This is a genomic window from Streptomyces sp. KLMMK, from assembly GCF_036961605.1.
GTDB classification, from domain to species: domain Bacteria; phylum Actinomycetota; class Actinomycetes; order Streptomycetales; family Streptomycetaceae; genus Streptomyces; species Streptomyces telluris.
In genome coordinates, this window is sequence record NZ_JBAMDC010000005.1 from 15,053 (window position 1) to 37,527 (window position 22,475).

Below are 22,475 nucleotides of genomic sequence, written 5' to 3' on the forward strand. Positions count from 1 at the left end.
GGTGCCCCCGGCCGGCGTGACGGGTCCATGCCCGGGCAGGGACCGCCGGGTCGTGGTTCGACCCCGCACAGCCGCCACCGGAGGTTTCCATGCCCCTGAGCTTGCCCAGCACCGTCTCCGCCCCGGGCACCCGCGACGACGGCATGGTGCCGGCATGAGCCGGGCCGTGGTCCCGGAGCTCGGCGACCGCGCCGCCGTCCCGTGGCACCGCCGCCCGCCGGTGCTCCTGGCCGTCGCCGTGGCCCGGCTGCTCGTCCTGCTGCCGCCCCGCCGCATCCGCCGCGTCCTGACCGCCGTCCGCAACGGGGCCGCGCCGGCCACCGCCGAACAGGCCCTCGACGCCCGTCAGGCGGTCACCGCGCTCAGCCCGCGCTGTGCCGGAGAGGGCTGTCTGCAGCGCTCGGTCGCCACCGCGTTGCTGTGTCGGATGCGGGGCGTCTGGCCCGACTGGTGCACCGGGGTGCGTACCGGCCCGTTCCGTGCGCACGCGTGGGTGGAGGTGGACGGACGGCCGGTCGGTGAAGCCCACCAGGCTCCGGGGTACTACCACCGCCTCATGACCGTTCCGGCGCGGGAGCCGCGAGCCTGATGGTGCGTGCGGCATCGCGCCGCCCTCGAAAGCCGTCCCTGCGAGGGGGCGCAAGGGAGTTATGAGTGCGCCGGGCGCACACTGCCGCGCACCGAGCGGCCACCGTTTGTCGGACTACCGGACGGAAAGAAACTCGACTCGCCCCGCGCCTGATCACCCAGGGAGAGTCCATGAAGGCCACCGTCCAGCGCGTCCTGATCGCTTTCGCCGCCACCGCCCTGCTCACCGCCGGGTCGGCGGCACTGGCAGCAGCACCTGCACACGCCGAAATCAACTCCTCCGTCCTGGGGGGTGTGGTCGGGGTGAATGGGAACGGCACCTTGGCCGTCTCCCTCCAAGGCCAGGACATCCTCGTACTCCCGAACCCCGTCTCCCCGATCGTCTGACCCGGAGCGGATCAAGGCCGAGGGCCCGGCCCGGCGGGCCGCTGTCCTACTGCCCGCCGGCGACCGGCCGGTACGTGCTCACCTGCACCCCCGCGCTGCTGGTGACCGCCGAGACCAGTTCCAGCGTGTGCTGCGCACCGTCCTCGGGGAAGACCGACTTTCCGCCGCCGAGGAGCACCGGCATGATCATGAGGCGGAGTTCGTCGACGAGACCCTCGCTCAGGAGGGTGCGCACGAGCGTGGGGCTCCCCATGACCAGCAGGTCGCCGCCCTCCTTCGCGCGCAGCTCCCGGATGCGGGCGACGGCCTCGCCGCCGGGGATGCGCGTGGTCCTGTCCCAGGTCAGGTCGGCGTCGCTCAGCGTCTCGGACACGACGTACTTGGGGATGGCGTTCATCCGGTCGGCGAACGGGTCCCCGGCCCGCTCGGGCCACGCCGCGGCCATCGTCTGCCAGGTGCGGCGGCCGAACAGCAGCGCCTCGGCGCCGGACAGCGCGTCGTCGAAGGCGCCGCCCACCGTCTCCGGGTCGAAGAACGGGTGCGACCAGCCGCCGTGGGCGAACCCGCCGTCGGTGTCCTCCTCGGGGCCGCCGGGGGCCTGCACGACGCCGTCCAGGCTCATGAACTCACTGACCACGATGCGCACGGGACTTGCTCCTCTTCCTCGCTCCAGGGGGCACGACACGCGGCCGCGGCGAGGCGGCGGTGGCGTTCGGAACGATCGTCGCACCGACCACTGACAACGCCCGGGGCGACAGGCGGACGACGCGCACCACGTCCCCGGCGCGGCCGCCCGCGACCACGTCGATGCGGACTCCCGCCACCGGATCGGTGAAGGACTCCCCGGGGGCGTGGGCCCGGGTCCTCACGACGCGGACCGGTCCTTCTCCGGTGGGGGTGGCGGAGTCGACCTCGTAGATGAGGACGCCGGCCGAGGGCGCGTCCTCGTCGTTGCCCTCGGCGCGCCGTGACTCGGCGACGTAGGCCGTCGCCGGGCCCGTGCGCACCACCGCGATCTTGGTGCCTCCCGGCCGCTCCACCGGGGTCAGCCGGACCGTGCGCCGGCCGGGGGCGGCGAGGCAGGCGACCTGGTCGTCCCGCGTCCAGCCGAGCTTCCAGGAGTGCCAGCCGAGGTACTGCGGGGCGGTGCCGGCGATGTTGCCCATGAGGTCCCAGCCGCCGACGTGGCGGTGGGTCTCGCCCGTGAAGGCGTAGAGGTCGGGCAGGCCGAAGACATGGCCGGTCTCGTGGGCGGCGACCTTGTGCCCCCAGCGCCACATGTCCTGCCCGAAGGTGACGGCCCATCGGATGCGGGAGCCGTCGGCCGTGACGCCGGGGGTGGCGGGGTCGAAGAGGTAGGTCGGGGAGAAGGAGATCGCGGACGCTTCTCTCGCGGGGACGACGTACACCATGTCGTAGCGGGAGAAGTCCGCGTACGGGTCGGCAGCCGTGACCGCGTCGCGGAGGTAGCGCTCGTGGGCCTCGAAGGTGAGGCCGCGCTGGAAGCCGTAGGAGGCGGAGGGCGCCGGCATCCGGATCCAGCGGTGCAGCGGCGTGACCTCCAGCCGCGCCCGCCCGTAGGAGGCCTTGCGCAGCCAGTCGGCGGCGGGGGCGAGGTGGGCGGCGTACGGGGCGGTGGGTCCGGTGGCCGGTGCGTCGGGGAAGTCGGCGAACAGGGTCAGGACGCGGTGCGTGCCGGTGGCTCGCCGGAAGCGGACGGGGTCGGTGTCGTGGCCCTCGTCCGTCCAGCCCGTCGCGCCCTTGAGCGCACAGGCGCGTGCGGACGGGGGCCGGGCGGGGGACGACGCCCGGGCCGTCGCGGGGACCGCCAGGCAGCCGGCGAGGGCCGCCGCGATCAGGGGTGAGGTGCGCATGTCCGCCCTCCTTCTCGCGCGCGCCGAAGCCGCCGGCCTCCCGCGCGCGGTCATGAGTCCTTGTCGCTGCTCCCCTTCGCCCACAGGGAGCGCACGTGTCCGAGGTGCCGTGCCATGCACTGCTCGGCGCCCTCGGCGTCGCCGGCCAGCATCAGGTCGAGCAGTTCGAGGTGTTCCTCGGCGGAGGGGATGAGTTCGCCGCGCCGGTCGAGCGCGGTCAGCCCGTACAGGCGCGAGCGCTTGCGCAGGTCGCCGACGGTCTCGACGAGGCGTTCGTTGCCGGAGAGGGCCAGCAGGGTGAGGTGGAACCGCCGGTCGGCCTCCAGGTAGCCGATGAGGTCGTGATCGCGGGCGGCGCGCACGATCTCCTCGGCGACCGGGCGGAGCGCTTCGAGGTCCTCGCGGGCGGCGGTGCGCGTGACACGGCCGGTCGTGGGGACCTCGATGAGCGTGCGGATCTCGGTGTACTGGTCCAGGTCGCGCTCGTTGACCTCGGTCACCCGGAACCCCTTGTTGCGGACCGGCTCGACCAGGCCCTCGCGGGCGAGATCGAGCATGGCCTCGCGCACCGGGGTCGCGGAGATACCGAAGTCCTCCGCGAGCTGCGGCGCGGAGTAGACCTCGCCCGGGTGGAGTTCGCCGGAGATGAGCGCGGCCCGCAAGGCGTGGGCGACCTGGTCGCGCAGCCGCTCGGTGGCGGTGATGAGAGTGCGCTGCTTGAGGTGGCCCATGGTCCCGTGTCCCTTCGTCGCCGGTGCGGCGGCCGAGGTCCGGCAGCCGCGTCCGCGGTACGTGCGCAGCCGCGCCCCCGGCTGGTCCGTACCTGGACGGACCAACGAGCGTACAATGTCACATCTTTCTCAGGGAGCGAGGGTGTAGGTCCGGCTGGAGGTGTAGAACTCCAGGGCCGCGCGGCCCTGCTCGCGCGGGCCGTGCCCGGAGGCCTTGGTGCCGCCGAACGGCAGGTGGAAGTCGACGCCCGTGGAAGGGGCGTTGACGCGGATCATGCCCGTGTCGAGGCCGTCGAGACCGTGCAGCGCCGCCTCGAGCCCGCCGGTGTGGACCGAGGTGACCAGGCCGTACGGAACGGAGTTGCTGATCCGTACGGCGTGCGCCAGGTCGTCCGCGGGCAGCAGGGCGGCGACTGGGGCGAAGACCTCTTCGGTGAGCAGCCGGTGGCCGGCCGGGACCTTTTCGGCCACGGTGGGCGCCGCGTACCAGCCGGGGCCCTCCGGAGCGGCGCCGGCGGCCAGGACGGAGGCGCCGGACAGGGCCTGGTCGAAGCGTCCCCGGGCCCGGGCCGAGATGAGGGGGCCGCACACGGTGTCCGGGTCGGCCGGGTCGCCCACGGGCAGGGCGCGCAGGGCGTCGGCAAGGGCCTCGCGCAGGGGATTGAGGGCCGCGCCGACGGCGATCACCCGGCTGGTCGCCGTGCACTTCTGCCCGGCGTATCCGGCGACGGCCGCGGCGATGTGGGCCGCCGCCCGGCCGATGTCGGCGTCGGGCAGGACGATCGCCGCGTTGAGTCCGCCCGTCTCGGCCTGGACCGGGATGCCCCGGGCGGTGGTGTCCCGGGTGACCACGCCGCCGACGGCGGTGGAGCCGGTGAAGGAGACGGCGTCGGCGGTCGCGAGGACGGCGTTCCCCTCGGTGGCGCCGCCGGGCACGACCGTGAACACCGCGGCGGGCACCGCCTGCTGGACGAGCTCGGCGAGGCGCAGGGCGCACGCGGTGGCCTCGGGCGCGGGCTTGAGGACCACCGCGTTGCCGGCCGCGAGCGCGGGCGCGGCCTTCCAGGAGGGGATGGCGAAGGGGAAGTTCCAGGGCGTGATGAGGCCGGCGACGCCGTGCGGGCGGCGCCGGGTCAGCAGCAGGCCGGGGCCGCCGGCCGTCTCGTGGACGGCGCCGGTCGGCTCGTAGGGGGCCTGGGCGTAGTACCGCCAGATCGCGGCCGTACGGGCCACCTCGGCGCGCGCCTCGGCGAGGGGCTTGCCCACCTCGCGCACGGCCAGGGCGGCGAGTTCGCCGGCCGCGGCATCGATCGCCGCGGCGACGGCGGAGAGCGCGGAGGAGCGGGCGGCGGCACCGGCCCGCAGCCAGCCGGGCTGGGCGGCACGGGCCTGCTCGACGGCCTCGGCGGCGCCGGAGGCACCGGAGGCGGGCACGTCGCAGACGACGTCGGACGGGTCGGCCGGGTTGTGCGAGGCGAAGGAGGTCGGGGCGGCGGTCACAGGAGGAAACCTCCGGGGAAGGGGTCGTCCGGGTCGAGGAAGTACTGGGCGGTGCCGGTGATCCAGGCGCGGCCGGTGATGGCGGGCACGACCGCCGGCACTCCGCCGACCTGCGTCTCCCCCACCAGGCGGCCGGTGAACCGCGTGCCGATGAAGGACTCGTTGACGAAGTCCCTGTCGAGCGGGAGCGCGCCGCGGGCGTGCAGCTGTGCCATCCGGGCGGAGGTGCCCGTGCCGCAGGGGGAACGGTCGAACCATCCGGGGTGGATGGCCATGGCGTGCCGGGAGTGGCGGGCGTCCGAGCCGGGCGCGGCGAGGTAGACGTGCTTGAGGCCGCTGATCTCGGGGTGTTCGGGGTGGACGGGCCGGTCCGGCGAGGCGTTGACCGCCTCCATGACGGCGAGCCCGGCGGCGAGCAGGTCGTCCTTGCGGGCCCGGTCGAAGGGCAGCCCCAGGGCGTCGAGTTCGACGAAGGCGTAGAAGTTGCCGCCGAAGGCGAGGTCGTAGGTGACCGTCCCGTAGCCGGGGACGTCGGCCTTGCGGTCGAGACCGACGCTGAAGGAGGGCACGTTGACGAGCGTGGCGGACTTGGCCGCGCCGTCCTCGACCTGGACGTCGACGGTGACCGGGCCGGACGGGGTGTCGAGGCGCACGGTGGTCACCGGTTCGCTGACCGGCACCATGCCCGTCTCGACGAGCACCGTGGCGACCCCGATGGTGCCGTGCCCGCACATCGGCAGGACCCCGGAGACCTCGATGTAGAGGACCCCGTAGTCGGCGTCGGGCCGGGTGGGGGGCTGCAGGATCGCGCCGCTCATCGAGGCGTGGCCGCGCGGCTCGTACATCAGGAGCGTGCGCAGGTGGTCCATGTGCTCGATGAAGTGGAGCCGGCGCTCGGCTATGGTGGCGCCGGGGATCACGCCGACGCCACCGGTGATGACGCGCGTGGGCATGCCCTCGGTGTGCGAGTCGACGGCATGGAAGACATGACGGGTACGCACGGATGTCCTTTCCTGTCGGCAGCGGGGAACAGCGGGAGAGAAGGAGGACCCGGAAGCCGGCGGCGGTCAGTGGTGCCCGTCGGCGACGGCCTTCTCCGTGGCGGCGCGCACCGCGGCCTCGCTCTCGCCCGTGAGCGGGAGGCGCGGCGGGCGGGTGGGGCCGCCGTGGTGGCCGGTGATGTCCATGGAGAGCTTGATGGCCTGCACGAACTCGGTCTTCGAGTCCCAGCGCAGGAGCGGGTGCAGCGAGCGGTAGAGGGGCAGTGCCGTCCGGAGGTCCCCGGCGACGGCGGCGCGGTAGAGCGCGGCGCAGGTGGTGGGGAAGGCGTTGGGGTATCCGGCGATCCAGCCGACGGCGCCGGCGGCGGCGAGTTCGAGGAGGACGTCGTCCGCGCCGATCAGCAGGTCAAGCTCGGGGGCGAGTTCGGCGATCTCGTAGGCGCGCCGGACGTCGCCGGTGAACTCCTTGACGGCCACGATGGTGCCGTCGGCGTGCAGCCGGGCCAGCAGGGCCGGGGTCAGGTCGACCTTCGTGTCGATGGGGTTGTTGTAGGCGACGACCGGTATCCCGGCCGCGGCGACCTCCGTGTAGTGGGCGCGGACGGTGTGTTCGTCGGCGCGGTAGGCGTTCGGCGGCAGCAGCAGGACGGAGCCGCAGCCCGCCTCGGCGGCCTGCTCCGCCCAGTGGCGCGCCTCGGCGCTGCCGTAGGCGGCGACGCCGGGCATCACCCGCGCCCCGTCCCCGGCCGCCTCGACGGCGGTGCGTACGACGCGGGCGCGCTCCTGCGGGGTGAGGGTCTGGTACTCGCCGAGGGAGCCGTTGGGGACGACGCCGTCGCACCCGTTCTCGACGAGCCTGCGGACGTGTTCGGCGTAGGCGTCGTAGTCAACGGAGAGGTCCGCGCGCAGCGGGAGGGCGGTGGCGGCCATGATGCCGCGCCAGGGGCGGTCGGGGGTCCAGGAGGAGGCGGTCATACCGATAACCCTTCTATGGCGTTCTATGGCGTGGGACGTGCGCGAGCGCGGGTGGGGCGGTGCCGCGGCGGTGCGGTGGTGCGGTGGTTCAGGCCTCTCCGGGTTCCTCGGGCCCGGCGGCGAGGGATCCCAGTGGTACGGGCACGGCGAGCGGCCTGCGCTCGGCGGACGGCGGTACGGTCCCCTGCGCCGTACCGGACGCCGCGAGGCAGGCCACGGCCGCGCCGCACATCCGGCCCTGGCACCAGCCCATGCCGGCCCGGGTGAGGAGCTTGACGGTCCGGGCGTCCCGGGCTCCGAGGCCGGTGACGGCCTCGCGGATGCTTCCGGCGGTCACCTCCTCGCAGCGGCAGACGTCGGTGTCGTCGTCGAGCCATGCGCTCCAGCCGGGGCCGGGGGCGTGGGCGGCGGCCATGGCGTCGGCGAAGGCGCGCATGCGGTCGCGGCGCCGGGCCAGGTCCCGTACGTGCCGGCTCCGGGTGAGCGCGGGGAGCGCCCGCAGCCGGGCGGCCACCGCGATGCCCGCCAGCTCGCCCTCGACGCGGGCGAGTTGCCAGCCTCCGGTCCCGCCGGCCTCTCCGGCGGCCCACAGGCCGGGCACCGAGGTCTCCTGGAGGCCGTCCAGGACGAGGGCGTGCGTGCCGTCGGGCGTACGGCGGGTCGCGCAGCCGAGTCCGGTGGCCGGTTCGGTCTGCGGCGCGAGCCCGTGGCCGACGGCCAGGGCGTCGCAGGCGATGCGGCGGCCCGTGCCGGGCACGGGGCGCCAGTCGCGGTCGAGCCGGGAGACGGTGACGGCCTCGACGCGGTCGATGCCGTGCACCTCGGTGACCGCGCTGCGGGTGTGCAGCGGGATGCGGTGGCGCAGGAGTGCCGTGCCGTGGACGGCGGCTTCGAGGAGCTTGCGGGGGTTGGCCGCCAGGGCACCCGGTCGGCGGGCGTAGCCGAGGTAGCCGGACGCCTCGGCCACCGCGGGGACGCGGGCGCCGGCGGCGGCGAGCGAGGAGGCGACGGCGAGCAGCAGCGGACCGCTGCCCGCGACGACGATCCGCTGCCCGGGCAGGACGAGCCCGGACTTCAGCATGGCCTGGGCGCCGCCGGCCCCGACGACGCCGGGCAGGGTCCACCCGGGGAAGGGCAGCTGCCGCTCGCCCGCGCCGGTGGCGAAGAGCACGGCGCGGGCGTGCAGGCGCACGGGGCGCTCGCGCTCTCGTTCGCCGCTGAGGCCCGCTGGGGTGCGGTCTTGGCTGTCACTGCCGGCGCCGCTGCAGCTGCCGCTGCGGGTATCCGGAGCCTCGCCGTTTCCGCTGCCGGAGCCGCCTGCGCCGCCGCGGCCGCTGCCCGTGCCGTCTCGGCTGCCGTCCCGGCTGCCGTCGGCGAGGGCGCCGTCATCGCCGGGGGCCGTACCGCCCTCGCGGCCGACGTGCGCGCCGCCCTCTTCGCCCACGAGCGCGTGCACGCTCCACCCCTCCTCGCCGTCCTGCCGCGTGACGGCCCACACGTGGTGCCCGGCCAAGTGCGCGGCGCCGCTCACCTCGAAGCGCGCTCGCAGCTCGGTGAAGGCGGCCCAGTCGTGGTGGAGGGCCTGCGGGTGCGCGGCGCCCAGGCCCGGGGCGGGGTGGCGGAAGTACTGGCCGCCCACCTGTGCGGCGGCGTCCAGGACGGCGACGGACAGGCCGAGCCGGGCGGCGGTGGCGGCTCCGGCGAGGCCGGCGGGTCCCGCGCCGATCACGGCGAGGTCGTACGGTTCAGACGGCGAGCCCGGCACGGCCGTGTCCTTCCTGGGTGGTGATCGCGTCCCCGGGCCGGGCGGGCACCAGGCAGGCCCGGCGGTTGGGCTCGCCGTTGACGGTGGCGAGGCAGTCGTAGCACTGCCCGATGCCGCAGAAGGCCCCGCGGGGGCGGCCGCCGTAGCGGGTGGTGCGCCAGGCGAGGATGCCCGCCGCCCACAGGGCGGCGGCCACGGACTGGCCGGGCAGGGCGGTGACCGTACGGCCGTCGAAGGTGATCTCGAAGGGCGGGTCGGGCTCCGCCCTGACCAGGTCGGCGGGTGTACGGGCCACGTGCGGGCCTCCTCTCGGGACGGTTCGGAGCAACGGGCGGGCGCGGGACGGGAGTTCGAGCGTCGGAGGTTCGGGGAGGCGGAGGTTCGGGAGGCGGAGGTTCAGGCGGCCGGGGCGAAGCGGCCGGGGCGGAACGGGCCGAGGCCGAGCGGGGGTTCGCCGCCCGTCAGCTGCCGGGCGACGGCCAGGCCGGTGGCGGGGGCGAGCCCGATCCCCGCGCCTTCGTGGCCGCAGGCGTGCAGCAGCCCGGGGACGCGGGGGTCGGAGCCTATGGCGGGCAGGTGGTCGGGAAGGTACGGGCGGAAGCCGGCGTACGTGCGGATGGCCCGCACCCCGGCCAGCACCGGGAACAGGGCCGTGGCCTGGGCGGCCAGGCGCCGGAGCACCTCCACCGACAGGGTCCGGTCGAAGCCGACCCGTTCACGGCTGGCGCCGATCAGGACCGGGCCGGCCGGGGTGCCCTCGACCACCGCGGAGGTCTGCAGCGCCGCCGAGCCGCTGGCCACGTCGGCGACGTAGTCGGCCGCGTAGACCTTGTGCCGCACCACGCGCGGCAGCGGTTCGGTGACGAGCACGAAACCCCGGCGGGGCAGTACGGGCAGGTGCCCGCCGGCGAGCCGGGCGACCTCGCCGCCCCAGGTGCCGGCGGCGTTGACGACGAAGGGGGCGTGCAGCTCGCCGGCCGCGGTGCGCACGCCCCGCACCCCGCCGTCGGTGCCGGTGAGGACGGCGGTGACCTCCTCTCCGGTACGCACCCGTGCGCCGGAGGCGCGCAGCAGGTGGGCGGCGGCGAGGGCGGGCTGGACCTGGGCGTCCTGCGGATAGCGGAAGCCGCCTCCCAGGCCGGGGGCCAGGTGCGGCTCCACGTCGTGCAGCCGGTCGGCCGGGACCTCCTCGGCCGTGACGCCCGCCCCGGCCTGCGCGGCGGCGAACTTCCGCAGCGCGGCCATGGCGGAGGCGTCGGAGGCGACGACGAGGCCGCCCTTGGCCTCGTACTCGATCCGGGCCGGGAGCTCCTGGGCCAGCTCGTGCCACAACCGCGTGGAGAGCAGGGCCAGTTCGAGCTCCGGTCCGGGTTCCTTGTCGGAGACCAGGAGGTTTCCCTCTCCGGCGCCCGTGGTTCCGCCGGCGACGGGGCCGCGGTCGACCACGGTGACGGAGAGGCCGCTGCGAGCGGCGTAGTAGGCGCAGGCGGCGCCGACGACACCCGCTCCGACGACGATGACGTCCGAGGAGGAGTTGCTCATGAGCACGTCAGTAATATTTCACATTGCACTGCATGCTGCCAAGAGCCGGTCCGTACCTTGTGGTTGACGATTCGCCTGCCCCCTCCCCCTATCCCGCGAGGAGTTCCCCCATCCACGCCTCGACCGCGTCGGGCGTGCGGGGCAGCGCGTGCGACATCAGCCGGGCCCCGTCGGCGGTGATGACCAGGTCGTCCTCGATCCGTACGCCGATGCCGCGCAGTTCGGCCGGCAGCGTCTCGTCGTCGGGCTGGAGGTAGAGCCCGGGCTCGACGGTGAGGACCTGCCCCTCCTCCAGGACGCCGTCGAGGTAGGCGTCCGCCCGCGCCTGGGCGCAGTCGTGGACGTCCAGGCCGAGCATGTGGCCGCTGCTGCACAGGGTGTACCGGCGGTGGAAGTCGCCTTCGGCGCTCTTGAGCACGCCCCACTCGGCGAGCCCTTCGGCGATGACCCGCATGCCGGCGCGGTGGAAGTCGCGGAAGCTCGCCCCCGGCTTGAGGGCCGCCATGCCCGCGTCCTGGGCGGCGAGGACGAGTTCGTAGACCTGCCGCTGGACGGGCGAGAAACGTCCGGACAGCGGCAGGGTGCGAGTGATGTCGGAGGTGTAGAGGGTGTCGGTCTCGACCCCCGCGTCCAGGAGGAGGAGTTCACGGGGGTCGAGGCGGCCGTCGTTGCGTATCCAGTGCAGCACGCACGCGTGCGCGCCGGAGGCCGCGATGGTCTCGTAGCCGGGGCCGTTGCCCTCGGCGCGGGCCCGCAGGCCGAAGACGCCCTCGATCCACCGCTCGCCGCGCGGGTGGGCGAGGGCACGGGGCAGCGCCCGCACGACGTCCTCGAAGCCGGCGGTGGTGTGGTCCACGGCGAGCTGCAGCTGCCCGACCTCCCACGCGTCCTTGACCAGGCGCAGTTCGCTCAGGGCGGCGGCGAGTTCGCCGTCGCCGGACGCGTCGCGGCCCGGCGGCAGCCGGTCGTACTCCCCCCGGTGCACGCAGCGGATGCCGGTCATGCGCTCGGCCTCGGCGAGGTCCGGGCGGCGGCCGACCCAGAACTCGCCGTAGCGCCGGTCGCGGTAGAACTCCTCGCCGGCGCGCGGCGACCGCGGCCGCACGTACAGCACCGCCTCGTGCCGGTGCGGGCCGTCGGGCTCCAGGACCAGCACGTGCCCGGCCTGATCCTCGCCGGTCAGGCCGGTCAGCCAGGCGTAGGCGCTGTGCGGGCGGAAGCGGTAATCGCAGTCGTTGGAGCGGACCTTGAACTCGCCCGCGGGCACGATCAGCCGCTCGCCGGGAAAGCGTGCCGACAGCTTCGCGCGGCGCGCCGCGGCGAGGCCGGCCACGGGCAGCCGGATCTCGGCGGGCAACGGCGTCGCCGCCCAGCTGTTCGCCATGAACGCCTCGAACTCGGCCGAAACCGGCAGGTCATGACTGACCGTACGGATCGCGGCAACTGCGGGTTCCTGCACGGGACTCCCCCTCGGACACAGGTGGGTAACGGAGCGACTGACGCCTTGTCAGTGCAATTTCACATTACTATGTTACGGGTCACATTTCAGCCGTCCGGCTGTTCGACTGTTCACGGAGTGACCACTGATGAACAAGCGCACGTGTACTGCCATGGCCACCGTGCTGGCGGCCTCCCTCGCCCTGGGGACGGCCGGTTGTTCCGGCGGAAAGCGGTCGGCCGGCGGCAAGGACGGCGGGAAGAACCCCGCCGCCGCCCACGAGGGCAAGACGATCGGCGGCACCCCGCAGAAGGGCGGCACGCTGACGGTGCTGTCCAACCAGGACTTCACCCACCTCGACCCGGCCCGCAACTGGGTCATGAACGACATGGACTTCGGGACCCGGCTCCTCTACCGCACCCTGGTCACGTACAAGGCCGCGCCCGGAGCGCAGGGCGGCGGGCTGGTCCCCGACCTCGCCACCGACCTGGGCACGCCGTCCGCCGACGCCAGGACGTGGACGTTCCACCTCAAGCCGGGTGTGAAGTACGAGGACGGCTCACCCGTCACCGCGCAGGACGTCAAGTACAACGTCGAGCGGTCCTTCTCCCCCGACCTGCCCGGCGGCGCCGACTACGCCGCCCGCTACCTCGTGGGAGCCGAGGGCTACCGGGGCCCCGCCCAGGGCAAGCACCTCGACTCCGTCAGGACGCCGGACGACCGCACCATCGTCTTCGAACTGCGCAAGCCCTTCGCCGAGTTCCCCAACGCCACGGTCATGCCCGCCTTCGCGCCCGTACCGCAGGCGCAGGACAAGGGCCCGCAGTACGACAACCGGCCGTTCTCCTCCGGCCCGTACAAAGTCGGCTCCTACGCGCGCGGCAAGAAGCTCGTCCTCGTCCGCAACGAGCACTGGGACCCCGCGACGGACGAAGTCCGCAAGGCGTACCCGGACAAGCTGGTCGTCATGATGGGCCTGAAGGCCAACCAGATCGACGACCGGCTGATAGCGAGCCAGGGCGCGGACGCCTCCGCCGTCTCCTGGGGCGCCCTGCGGCCGGAGAGCGCCGCGAAGGTCCTGCCCGACGCCGGAGTGCGGGAGCGGCTGCTCGCCGAGTCCACCAACTGCACCGACATGGTCCAGATGCACACCGGCCGGGCTCCCTTCGACAACCCGAAGGTCCGGCAGGCCGTGCAGTACGCCCTCGACCGGGACGCCGTCCTCACCTCCTCCGGCGGCCCCGCCTTCAACGACCCGTCGACCGCCTACATGCCGGCGTCCCTCTTCGGCGGCAAGCAGCCCGACACCCTCAAGGTCCCCGCGACAGGCGACCCGGAGAAGGCGAAGCAGCTGCTGAAGGAGGCCGGAAAGTCCGGCGGCTTCACGACGGAGATCACCGCGTCGGCCGGTGACAAGGGCCGGGCCGAGGCCATTCAGCAGGCCCTGGCCCGGGCCGGCATCAAGGTCACCATCGAGACCGTGGACCCGTCCGCCTTCTACGCCACGATCGGCGACACGAAGAACCGCACCGACATGGTCTACACCGGCTGGTGCCCCGACTACCCCTCCGGCTCCACCTTCCTGCCCTTCGTCTTCGACGGCCGCTTCATCAAGGAGAAGGGCAACTCCGGCAACCACTCCCTCTTCCGCGACGACGCGACGATGAAGCGGATGGACGCGATCGCCGCCATGACGGACGCCAAGGAGGCCGCCGGGGCCTGGCAGCAGCTCGACGGGCAGATCCTCGCCCAGGCGCCGGCCGTCCCGGTGCTCGTCCGGCGGTGGCCGCTGGTCCTGGGCACCAACATCGCGGGAGCGTACGGGCACACCTCCTTCGGCGGCCAGATCGACTACGCCACGGTCGGTCTCAAGGACCCCGCCAAGGGCCGGGACTGAGGGCCGGCACGCCATGACCACCACCGCAAACACCACCCCACCCGCCCCGGCGGCCGTCCCCGGGGGCAGCGGCCCCTGGCAGCTGGCCCGCGCCGAACTGCGCCGCCGCACCGCCGTCAAGGTCTCTCTCGCCGTCGTCGCGCTCTTCCTGCTGATGGCGGCGGGCGCCCCGCTGCTGAGCTCGCTCGCCGGCTGGTCGCCCGAGGAGTTCGACAAAACCGCCGTCGACCCCTACCTCGGCGGCCGGCCCCTCGGCCCGCTGGGCGGCATCTCCGCCGACCACTGGCTCGGCGTCGAACCCGTCACCGGCCGCGACCTGTTCGCCCGGGTCGTGCACGGCGCCCAGGTGTCGCTGCTGATCGCCCTCACCGCCACCGCGATCGTCGTGCTCGCCGGGACGGCGGCCGGTATCACGGCGGGCTACTTCGGCGGCCGCACCGACGCCGTCCTCTCCCGCCTCATGGACCTCACGATGTCCTTCCCCTCCCTCATCTTCATGATCGCGATGATGTCGGTGGCCAAGGACGTCAACCGCATCCTGCTGATGACCGCCGTCATCGGCCTGTTCGGCTGGCCGGGCGTCGCCCGCGTCGTACGCGGCCAGACCCTCTCGCTCCGGCACCGCGAATACGTCGACGCCGCGCGCGTCGGCGGCTCCGGGCCCTGGCGCATCCTCACCCGCGACATCCTCCCCGGCGTCGCCGGGCCCGTCATCGCCTGCACCACCCTCATCGTCCCCGGCATGATCGCCACCGAGGCGGCCCTGAGCTACCTGGGCGTCGGCGTCCGCCCGCCCACCCCCTCCTGGGGCCAGATGATCGCCGAGAGCGTCGCCTTCTACGACACGGACCCCATGTACTTCGTCGTCCCGAGCACCTGCCTGTTCCTGACCGTCCTCGCCTTCACCCTGCTCGGCGACGCGCTGCGCGACGTCCTCGACCCGAGGAGCGGCCGCACATGACCCTCTACCTCGGCCGCCGCCTGCTGGCCGTCGCCGGCGTGCTCGTCGCCATCGCCGCCGTCACCTTCACCGTCTTCTACGTGCTGCCCTCCGACCCCGCGGCCGCCGCCTGCGGCAAGTCCTGCAGCACCGACCGCCTGGAGGCCATCCGCGCCCACATGGGCCTGGACCGGCCGCTGTGGCGGCAGTTCGCGGACTTCGTCACCGGCATCTTCACCGGCCGCACCATGGGCAGCGGCCGGTACGCCCTGCACTGCGACTTCCCCTGCCTCGGCTACTCCTACGAGAACTCCGAGGCCGTCTGGGACCTGCTGACGGACCGCCTGCCGGTCTCCGCCTCCCTGGCGCTGGGCGCGGCCGTGCTGTGGCTGACGCTCGGCCTGAGCGCCGGCGTCACCGCGGCCCTGCGCAAGGACACCCTCACCGACCGCGCCCTGATGGTCGGCGCCGTCGCCGCGGCCTCCCTGCCGGTCTACTTCACCTCGATGATGCTGATCCACGGCCTGATCCGGACGGCCGGGCTGCTGCCGTACCCGCAGTACGTGCCCCTGGGCGACGACCCCCTGCGCTGGGCGTCCAACCTGCTCCTGCCCTGGCTGGCGCTGGCCGTGCTCTACGCCGCCATGTACGCCCGCCAGAGCCGCAGTTCGATGATCGAGACAATGGCGGAGCCGTACATCCGCACCGCCCGCGCCAAGGGCCTGCCGCGCCGCACCGTCGTCGTCAAACACGGGCTGCGGGCCGGCATGACGCCGGTCCTGACCCTCTTCGGCATGGACCTGGGCGGGCTGCTCGCGGGCGCCGTCATCACCGAGTCGATCTTCGGGCTCCCGGGGATCGGCCGGCTCTTCTACGGCGCGCTGTCCACCGGCGACCAGCCGGTCATCCTCGGCGTCACGCTGATGGCGGCCGCCTTCATCGTCGTCGCCAACCTGGTCGTCGACCTGCTCTACGCCGTCGTCGACCCGCGAGTGAGGTACTGATGGCCATCCCAGCCGCCCCAGCCGCCCCAGCCGCCCCAGCCGCTCCGCAGGAACAGCCTTTGCTGTCCGTCACGGACCTGACCGTCACGTTCCCCACCCGGCACGGGGACGTACGGGCCGTGGACTCCCTGAGCTTCGCGGTGCGCCGCGGGCAGACGCTCGGCATCGTCGGCGAGTCCGGCTCCGGCAAGTCCGTCACCTCCCTGGCCGTGATGGGGCTGCACACCGGCGCCCGGGTCAGCGGCTCCATCGCCCTCGACGGCCGTGAGCTGACCGGCCTGCCCGAGCGCGAGCTGAACCGGCTGCGCGGCCGCCGCATGGCGATGATCTTCCAGGACCCGCTCTCCAGCCTCCACCCCTACTACACGGTCGGCGAGCAGATCGCCGAACACCACCGGGTCCACTTCGGCTCCCGCAGGGCGGCGGCCCGCAGACGGGCCGTCGAGATGCTCGCGGAAGTCGGCATCCCCGAGCCCGCACGGCGGGCCGGCGAACACCCGCACCGGTTCTCCGGGGGCATGCGCCAGCGCGTGATGATCGCCATGGCCCTCGCCTGCGAGCCCGACCTGCTCATCGCCGACGAGCCGACCACCGCCCTCGACGTCACCGTCCAGGCACAGATCCTGGAGCTGATCGCCCGCCTGCAGGAACAGCGCGGACTCGCCGTCGTCATGATCACGCACGACCTCGGCGTCGTCGCCCGCGTCGCCCGCGAGGTCCTCGTAATGTACGGCGGCAGGGCGGCCGAACAGGCCCCGGTCGACACGCTGTTCACCGACCCCGGCCACCCCTACACCCGCGGGCTGATCGACTCGCTCCCCCGCCTCGACGACGGCGACGACGCACCCCTGCGGGCCATCCCCGGCAGCCCGCCCTCGCTGCTGGACCCGGCCCCGGGCTGCGCCTTCGCACCGCGCTGCCCGCGCGCCGCCGCAGCGGCACCGGCCGAGCGCGAGCACTGCGCCGCCACCCGGCCCGGACTCCGGCCTTCCAGGGGGCATCTGGTCTCCTGCCACCTGCCCCTGCACACCGCCTCCCCCGTGCCGGGAGGCACCCGATGACCACCCGAACCGCACCCCTGCTGTCCGTACGGGACGTGACCATGACCTTCCCCGGCAAGCGGGGCCGCGCGGCGCCCGTCCGGGCCGTCGACGGCGTCTCCTTCGATCTGGCGGCGGGCGAGACCCTGGGCCTGGTGGGCGAGTCCGGCTGCGGCAAGTCGACCACCGGCCGCATGATCGTACGGCTCCTGGAGCCGACCACGGGGTCGATCACCTACGACGGCCGCGACATCAGCCGCCTCGGCAGGCGCGAGCTCAAGCCGCTGCGCAAGGACCTGCAGATGGTCTTCCAGGACCCGCACTCCTCCCTCAACCCGCGCCAGACCGTGGCCCGCATCATCGCCGACCCGCTGCTGGTCCAGGGCGTGCCGGCGGCGGGCGCACGCAAGCGGGCGGCGGAGCTGATGGAACTGGTCGGGCTCATCCCCGAGCACATCGACCGCTATCCGCACGAGTTCTCCGGCGGGCAGGCGCAGCGCATCGGCATCGCCCGCGCGCTGGCGACCGGGCCGCGCCTGATCGTCGCCGACGAGCCGGTCTCGGCCCTGGACGTCTCCGTGCAGGCCCAGATCGTCAACCTGATGGAGCGCCTCCAGCGTGAGCTCGGGCTCGCCTACCTCTTCATCGCCCACGACCTGTCGGTGGTGAAGCGGGTGTGCGACCGGGTGGCCGTGATGTACCTGGGACGGATCGTCGAAGTCGGCCCCAAGGAGCGCGTGTACGCGGCCCCGGCCCATCCGTACACCCAGGCCCTGCTCTCGGCGGTGCCGCTGCCGGACCCGGCCGCCGAGCGGACGCGCGAGCGGATCACCCTGCTCGGCGACCTGCCGAGCCCGGCGGCTCCCCCGCCCGGCTGCACGTTCCACCCGCGCTGCCCCAAGGCGCAGGAGATCTGCCGGACCGAGGCGCCGCTGCTGCGGGTCGCCGTGCCGGGCGAACCACGGGAAGTGGCCTGCCATTTCGCCGTCATGGACAACCTGTAGCGCCTGAGGGGTTGTCAGTACCATTTCACATTACTACGTTACGCATGACATGGCGCAGCAGCAGACTCCCACGTCTCTTCTGGCAAACGGCAGTTGAACAACTCCCTGCGCCACTTCCTCCGCTGTTGCCGTGCGCACACCCTCACTTCGCGTACGCGCGGCAACCCACACCTCCCACACAGGAGTCATCGGTGTCCCACTCCAGATCGCTGCGCAGATCCCTGCGCGCATCGCTGCTCACCACCGCCATAGCCACGGCGCTCTGCGCCACCGCCGTCCAGCCCGTTCACGCGGACTCCCCCTCGCCCGCCCCCAAGCCGTCCTCCGCCGCTTCCGCCCCGGCGCCGGCGGCGGGCGTGCGGCAGGACACCCCCACGCCCAACCCCTTCGACGAGGTCACCCGGCTGGCCGATGCGCCCGAGCCGGCCGCCGCTTCCCCCACCGCACCCGGCGGCCTCACGCACGGCCGCGTCCCCGGCGCTCTCACCGCCAAGCCGAAGCCCACGGCCGCACCGCCCCGCGCCACCCTCGGCGGCACCGCCGTGCCGTGCACGCTCGACGGCATCACGCGCCTCTCCCCCGAGCAGTTCGCCGACTTCCTCGCCGACCGGGCCGTCACCGCCGACGGCTGCCTGCGTACGCTCATCTGGACCTGGGACCAGCGGCTGGTCCCGGTCATGTCGAGGCCGCACGTCCAGGCGGTCTCCCGCCGGATCGAGGGCCTGGCAGCGGCGCACGACGGCAAGAACAGCAGCCACCTGCTGGAGATGTTCACCTACCTCCACGCCGTCGCGTACCACGACTTCTCCCGCAGCGAGATCGACCTCACCGACGCGCCGACCGTGGAGGCGATACGCCGCGCGGTGTCCGCCTTCGGCACCGCCTCGCGCACCTTCGAGGTGACCCGCACCAACGCCGAGACCCTGCGCGAGGCCCTCTACGCGGCCAGTGCCCCGGGGCTGCGCCGGCACCAGTTGCCGCTCGTCAAGCGCGTCCTGGCCACCATGGACGCCGCGCACCCCGACACCGCCAAGGACACTTCCTGGGCCGGCGCCGCGCTCGCCGCGCTCTCCCTCAACTACCTGGGCGTCTACCCGGGCAACCACGACACCGCCTTCCACGCCGCCGTCACGGCCGACGCCTCCTACCGCGCGGCCTTCAAGGCCTTCGCCGGCTACACCCACCTCAAGGGCACGTCCAACGCCTGGGTGGTGCGCGACGCCGTCGGGGAGTACGGGCGGATGGGCCAGATCGACGCGCTCAAGGGGCAGATCACCTCCGACCTCGGCGGGCTGCTGGCCACCACGACCCGCAACTTCGGCGAGGGCAGCGAGCCCTGGGCCAAGGTCGTCACCTGGCTGATCGAGTTCGACGCCTGCAAGCAGTACGGGGTGTGCAAGGCCGACATCGAGCGCCGCATCTTCCCGTCGGCCTACACGTACGACAACGGCGCCATCAAGGTCCGCACGGCCCTGCCACGCGCCACCGTCGACCGCCTCTACTACGCGAGCAAGCAGGTCAAGGCGCAGTTCCACCGGGTCCTGGGCACCGAGCAGCCGCTGGCCGGCGACACCAACACCACGCTCAACATCGTGCTGTACGCCTCCCGCGCCGACTACGAGGTCTACCACCCGCTGCTGACCGGCATGGGCACCAACAACGGCGGCGTCTACATCGAGAACGGCGCCACCTTCTACACGTACGAGCGGCGCGTCCCCCAGGACTCCACGCTCACGCTGGAGGAGCTCTTCCGGCACGAGTACACGCACTACCTCAACGGCCGCTGGGCCGTCCCCGGCTCCTTCGGCGAGGGCCCGTGGTACCAGGGCGACCGCACCACCGCCATGGACGAGGGCACGGCCGAGTTCTTCGACGGCGCCACCCGGGGCGAGGGCATCAAGGTCCGCAAGTCCCTGGTCCAGAGCATCATCAACGACACGGCGGGCGGCACCAAGCCGCGCATGAGCGTGTACGAGCTGCTGCACGCGGAGTACGACCGGGACGGCTTCCGCTTCTACTCCTATGCGGGCACGTTCTTCGAGTTCCTGTGGACGGAGCGCCCCTCGCTGCTCAAGGAGATGTACGGCCTGCTCCGCGCGAACGACGTCGCGGGCTTCGACGCCTGGCGCGACCGGCTCGGCCGGGACACGGGCCTGCAGCGCGCGTACGACACCTTCCTCGACCAGCAGATCGCCAAGGTCAAGGACCTGTACGTGCCGGACACCTCGTTCACGCCCGTCGGCGGGCTGGACGCCGGCCACCCCGCCACGGTCCGCGCCTCCTTCCAGGCCACCACCGGCATCGCGCCCGAATGCCGCACCAACGAGGCCCCGGAGCGCCCCCGCTTCACCTGCACCGGCCGCATCACCGCCAACCTGAGCGGCCCGGGCAGCCCCGACCTGGTCTTCAAGGACATGTCCGGGACGGTCGACTACTTCATCCTCGACCGCACGAAGAAGGGCACCAACAACTTCGCGGACATGAACTGCTCCTTCGGCAAGGTCGACCTCTGGCCGGACCGCCCCGCGGGAACGGCGGACTTCACCTGTGAGGGGCCGCTGAGGGGCTGATTCCACGGGGGTTTCGGGCCGCCCGTGAAGGGCAGTCCGAAACCCCCTGCTCATGCGTGCTCACGCACCCGCCCAAGGAATGTACCGCGTCACACATTCCCCAGAAGAGCGTTCGCCGTTCCGCGACCGCCAATTCGCCGCACGGCCCGGAATGCATACGGATCAATAGCCGCCCATTCCCTTCATGACCTGCGAAGCTTGCGATTTCCTCCCGAGAGTGTTCAGGTTTATCGGGCACCGAGCCCGGCCCTTCCCCGAGAAAGTCTCATTCCGGCAACAAGCCGATAACGCACGGCCGGTCATCGACAAGCCTTTCCGCTGTAAGGTCCTGCGTCCGCCGCCAGGGCCTGTGTTGGGAGAAATTCCGCGTGTCCGCTCTTCCGTCCGAGACGCCCCTGTCCGTCGTCCGCCCGCCTGAACAGACCCGCACCCCCGCCTCCGGCGCCCGCCACGCACGGCCGCTGAGCCTGTACGACTCCTGGTGGACGGTGGCCGGTGCCGCGCTCATGCTGTGCGCGGCCTGGGCGGCCTGCGTGTGGATCTCCTTCCACCTGACGGCCGACGCGACGCTCCACACCGCCGCGCTCTTCGTCCACCTCGCGAGCCTCGTCCTCGGCTTCGGCGCCGTGCTGGTCGCCGACTACTACGGCCTGCTGTGGATCACGGGCCGCTGCAGCCTCCAGGAGGCCCTCGGCAGCGCGGGCCGGCTGCACCTGCCCATCTGGGCCGGTCTCGTGGGACTCGTCCTCAGCGGCATGCTGCTCCACCCCAGCCCGTCCTCCACGCTCACCGCCGTCAAGCTGGTGCTGGTGCTCCTCCTCGGCCTCAACGGCCTGCAGGCGGGCCTCCTCGACAAGCGCATGGCCGAACGGGCCTCCGCGTCTCCCGCACCGCGGCTCCTGGCCTGGGGCGGCGCCACCGCCCTCGTCTCGCAGATCTGCTGGTGGGGGGCCGTCGTCATCGGCTTCATGAACAGCCGGAGTTAGCGCACCGGCCGGTTCCGGCGCGTCACGGCCGGCGCCCGCCCGGCCTGGCCGCTGCCGGGCCGATGCGATGATGGAGACGCATCGCCGAGCGCCTGACCTGCTGAAATGGTGGTCCCATGGATAAATCGACCGCGGCCGCCGCCCAGCAGCGGGTCGCCGGCTACCGGCGCCGGTTCGACAGCCGCTTCGAGGCGTACTTCGACTCCCTCGCGCAGAGCCTCGACACCCCGCCGCTCAGCCGCTTCACCCCGCGCTGCCTGGAGCTCCTGCGGGACCTCTCCCTGCGCGGCGGGAAGCGCCTGCGGGTGGCCCTGCTGTACGAGGCGGCCCGGCTGGTGACCGACGAGCAGGTGCCCGGCCTGGAGGAGGCCGCGCTGAGCATCGAACTGCTCCAGACGCACGGCCTGGTCCACGACGACATCATCGACGACTCGCCCGTGCGCCGCGGCGGCCCGTCCACGTACTACGCCTACCGCCGGGAGTTCCCCGGGGACGAGGGCACCGCGCTGGGGCTCGCCGTGCTCGCGGGAGACCTCGCGTCCTTCCTGTCCATGCACGTCCTGCTGGGGGCGGACGCCCCCGCCGAGCGCAAGCAGGCCATGCTGGAGGTGCAGTTGCGTGCGGGCGCGGAGACCGTCGCCGGCCAGATCGCCGACCTGGAACGCGACTTCCAGCCCCTGCCGTCCGAAGACCTGCTGCACACCGTCTGCGAGTACAAGACCACCCGGTACTCGATCCTCGCCCCGCTGCGGCTGGGGCTGCTGGCCGCCGGCGAGGATCTGGCCGGGCACGACGAGCGGCTGCGCCGCTACGCGACACCGGCCGGCATCAGCGGACAGATGCGCGACGACTACCTCGACCTCTTCGGCGACGAGGACGTCATCGGGAAGTCACCGGGCTCCGACATCCGCTCCGGCCGCCGCAGCTACGCCGTCCGCGCCGTCCTGGCCGCCGCCACGCCCGCGGAGCGCGGCCTGCTGGAGTCCGCGCTCGGCGACCCCGGCTGCACGGCCGGAACGATCGACCGCATCCGCCGGATCGCCCGGGAACACGGCGTGGACGACGCGCTCCGGGCCGCCATGCTCCGCCACGCCGAGGAGGCCGCCGGGGAAGCCTCCGGCTGGCGTGCTCACTGGCGCGAGGAGGCGGTGGCCTTCTTCGAGGGGCTGCCGCTGTGGGCCGTCCGGCGCGCCCACTGAGTGGGGCTGCCCGCGGAATCGGCCGGCGCTCCGC

20 protein-coding genes are annotated in these 22,475 nt (G+C 73.3%); 10 read left to right on the forward strand and 10 right to left on the reverse strand.

Annotation, left to right across the window (positions count from 1 at the left end; all coding sequences use genetic code 11):
• The first annotated feature begins 154 nt into the window (after positions 1–154).
• Positions 155–589 (forward strand): lasso peptide biosynthesis B2 protein, encoded by a 435-nt coding sequence (locus tag V7793_RS01925; RefSeq protein WP_335581098.1) that lies wholly within the window; start codon positions 155–157, stop codon positions 587–589.
• A gap of 170 nt (positions 590–759) precedes the next feature.
• Entirely contained in the window at positions 760–975 is a 216-nt protein-coding gene (locus V7793_RS01930; protein WP_335581099.1) for a hypothetical protein, read from the forward strand.
• A 46-nt stretch (positions 976–1,021) separates the two neighbouring features.
• Here V7793_RS01930 and V7793_RS01935 read toward each other — a convergent pair whose 3' ends face one another.
• The 10 genes from V7793_RS01935 to V7793_RS01980 form a co-directional block, all read right to left on the reverse strand.
• Positions 1,022–1,621 (reverse strand): dihydrofolate reductase family protein, encoded by a 600-nt coding sequence (locus V7793_RS01935; RefSeq protein WP_335581100.1) that lies wholly within the window; start codon positions 1,619–1,621, stop codon positions 1,022–1,024.
• The gene (locus tag V7793_RS01940; RefSeq protein ID WP_335581101.1) at positions 1,602–2,849 is read right to left on the reverse strand and encodes a M6 family metalloprotease domain-containing protein; all 1,248 of its coding nucleotides are present in this window, start codon (positions 2,847–2,849) and stop codon (positions 1,602–1,604) included. The genes V7793_RS01935 and V7793_RS01940 overlap by 20 nt, the downstream gene beginning before the upstream one ends.
• A 50-nt stretch (positions 2,850–2,899) precedes the next feature.
• Positions 2,900–3,580, reverse strand: coding sequence for a GntR family transcriptional regulator (locus V7793_RS01945; protein ID WP_335581102.1), 681 nt, complete (start codon positions 3,578–3,580; stop codon positions 2,900–2,902).
• 129 nt (positions 3,581–3,709) lie between these two features.
• Positions 3,710–5,080 carry an aldehyde dehydrogenase family protein gene (locus V7793_RS01950; RefSeq protein WP_335581103.1) on the reverse strand — a complete coding sequence of 457 codons (1,371 nt, stop codon included), beginning with the start codon at positions 5,078–5,080 and terminating at the stop codon, positions 3,710–3,712.
• Entirely contained in the window at positions 5,077–6,081 is a 1,005-nt protein-coding gene (locus tag V7793_RS01955; protein ID WP_335581104.1) for a proline racemase family protein, read from the reverse strand. Before V7793_RS01955 ends, V7793_RS01950 begins: the two co-directional genes overlap by 4 nt.
• A gap of 66 nt (positions 6,082–6,147) precedes the next feature.
• A complete protein-coding gene (locus V7793_RS01960; RefSeq protein ID WP_335581105.1) occupies positions 6,148–7,056 on the reverse strand; it encodes a dihydrodipicolinate synthase family protein in 909 nt (302 codons plus the stop codon).
• 88 nt (positions 7,057–7,144) lie between these two features.
• Positions 7,145–8,821, reverse strand: coding sequence for an FAD-dependent oxidoreductase (locus tag V7793_RS01965; protein ID WP_335581106.1), 1,677 nt, complete (start codon positions 8,819–8,821; stop codon positions 7,145–7,147).
• Positions 8,802–9,116, reverse strand: coding sequence for a (2Fe-2S)-binding protein (locus tag V7793_RS01970; RefSeq protein ID WP_058041797.1), 315 nt, complete (start codon positions 9,114–9,116; stop codon positions 8,802–8,804). The genes V7793_RS01965 and V7793_RS01970 overlap by 20 nt, the downstream gene beginning before the upstream one ends.
• Positions 9,117–9,217: 101 nt before the next feature.
• Positions 9,218–10,363: an NAD(P)/FAD-dependent oxidoreductase gene (locus V7793_RS01975; protein WP_335581107.1), complete on the reverse strand. Its 1,146-nt coding sequence runs from the start codon at positions 10,361–10,363 to the stop codon at positions 9,218–9,220.
• 88 nt (positions 10,364–10,451) lie between these two features.
• Positions 10,452–11,822 carry an aminopeptidase P family protein gene (locus V7793_RS01980; protein ID WP_335581108.1) on the reverse strand — a complete coding sequence of 457 codons (1,371 nt, stop codon included), beginning with the start codon at positions 11,820–11,822 and terminating at the stop codon, positions 10,452–10,454.
• 127 nt (positions 11,823–11,949) lie between these two features.
• Between V7793_RS01980 and V7793_RS01985 the strand changes: the two genes are divergently transcribed.
• The 8 genes from V7793_RS01985 (at position 11,950) to V7793_RS02020 (ending at position 22,441) form a co-directional block, all read left to right on the forward strand.
• The gene (locus V7793_RS01985) at positions 11,950–13,698 is read left to right on the forward strand and encodes an ABC transporter substrate-binding protein (RefSeq protein WP_335581109.1); all 1,749 of its coding nucleotides are present in this window, start codon (positions 11,950–11,952) and stop codon (positions 13,696–13,698) included.
• Between the two features lie 13 nt (positions 13,699–13,711).
• Complete coding sequence (locus tag V7793_RS01990) at positions 13,712–14,659, forward strand: ABC transporter permease (RefSeq protein WP_335581110.1); 948 nt, start codon at positions 13,712–13,714, stop codon at positions 14,657–14,659.
• Positions 14,656–15,642 (forward strand): ABC transporter permease, encoded by a 987-nt coding sequence (locus V7793_RS01995; protein WP_335581111.1) that lies wholly within the window; start codon positions 14,656–14,658, stop codon positions 15,640–15,642. Before V7793_RS01990 ends, V7793_RS01995 begins: the two co-directional genes overlap by 4 nt.
• Positions 15,642–16,703 carry an ABC transporter ATP-binding protein gene (locus V7793_RS02000; RefSeq protein ID WP_335581112.1) on the forward strand — a complete coding sequence of 354 codons (1,062 nt, stop codon included), beginning with the start codon at positions 15,642–15,644 and terminating at the stop codon, positions 16,701–16,703. Before V7793_RS01995 ends, V7793_RS02000 begins: the two co-directional genes overlap by 1 nt.
• Positions 16,700–17,686: an ABC transporter ATP-binding protein gene (locus V7793_RS02005; RefSeq protein ID WP_335581113.1), complete on the forward strand. Its 987-nt coding sequence runs from the start codon at positions 16,700–16,702 to the stop codon at positions 17,684–17,686. Before V7793_RS02000 ends, V7793_RS02005 begins: the two co-directional genes overlap by 4 nt.
• Positions 17,687–17,877: 191 nt before the next feature.
• Positions 17,878–20,256, forward strand: a complete 2,379-nt coding sequence (locus V7793_RS02010; protein WP_335581114.1) for a collagenase — start codon at positions 17,878–17,880, stop codon at positions 20,254–20,256.
• Positions 20,257–20,624: 368 nt separating this feature from the next.
• A complete protein-coding gene (locus tag V7793_RS02015; protein ID WP_335581115.1) occupies positions 20,625–21,242 on the forward strand; it encodes a hypothetical protein in 618 nt (205 codons plus the stop codon).
• A 116-nt stretch (positions 21,243–21,358) separates the two neighbouring features.
• Positions 21,359–22,441, forward strand: coding sequence for a polyprenyl synthetase family protein (locus tag V7793_RS02020; protein ID WP_335581116.1), 1,083 nt, complete (start codon positions 21,359–21,361; stop codon positions 22,439–22,441).
• Positions 22,442–22,475 lie beyond the last annotated feature (34 nt).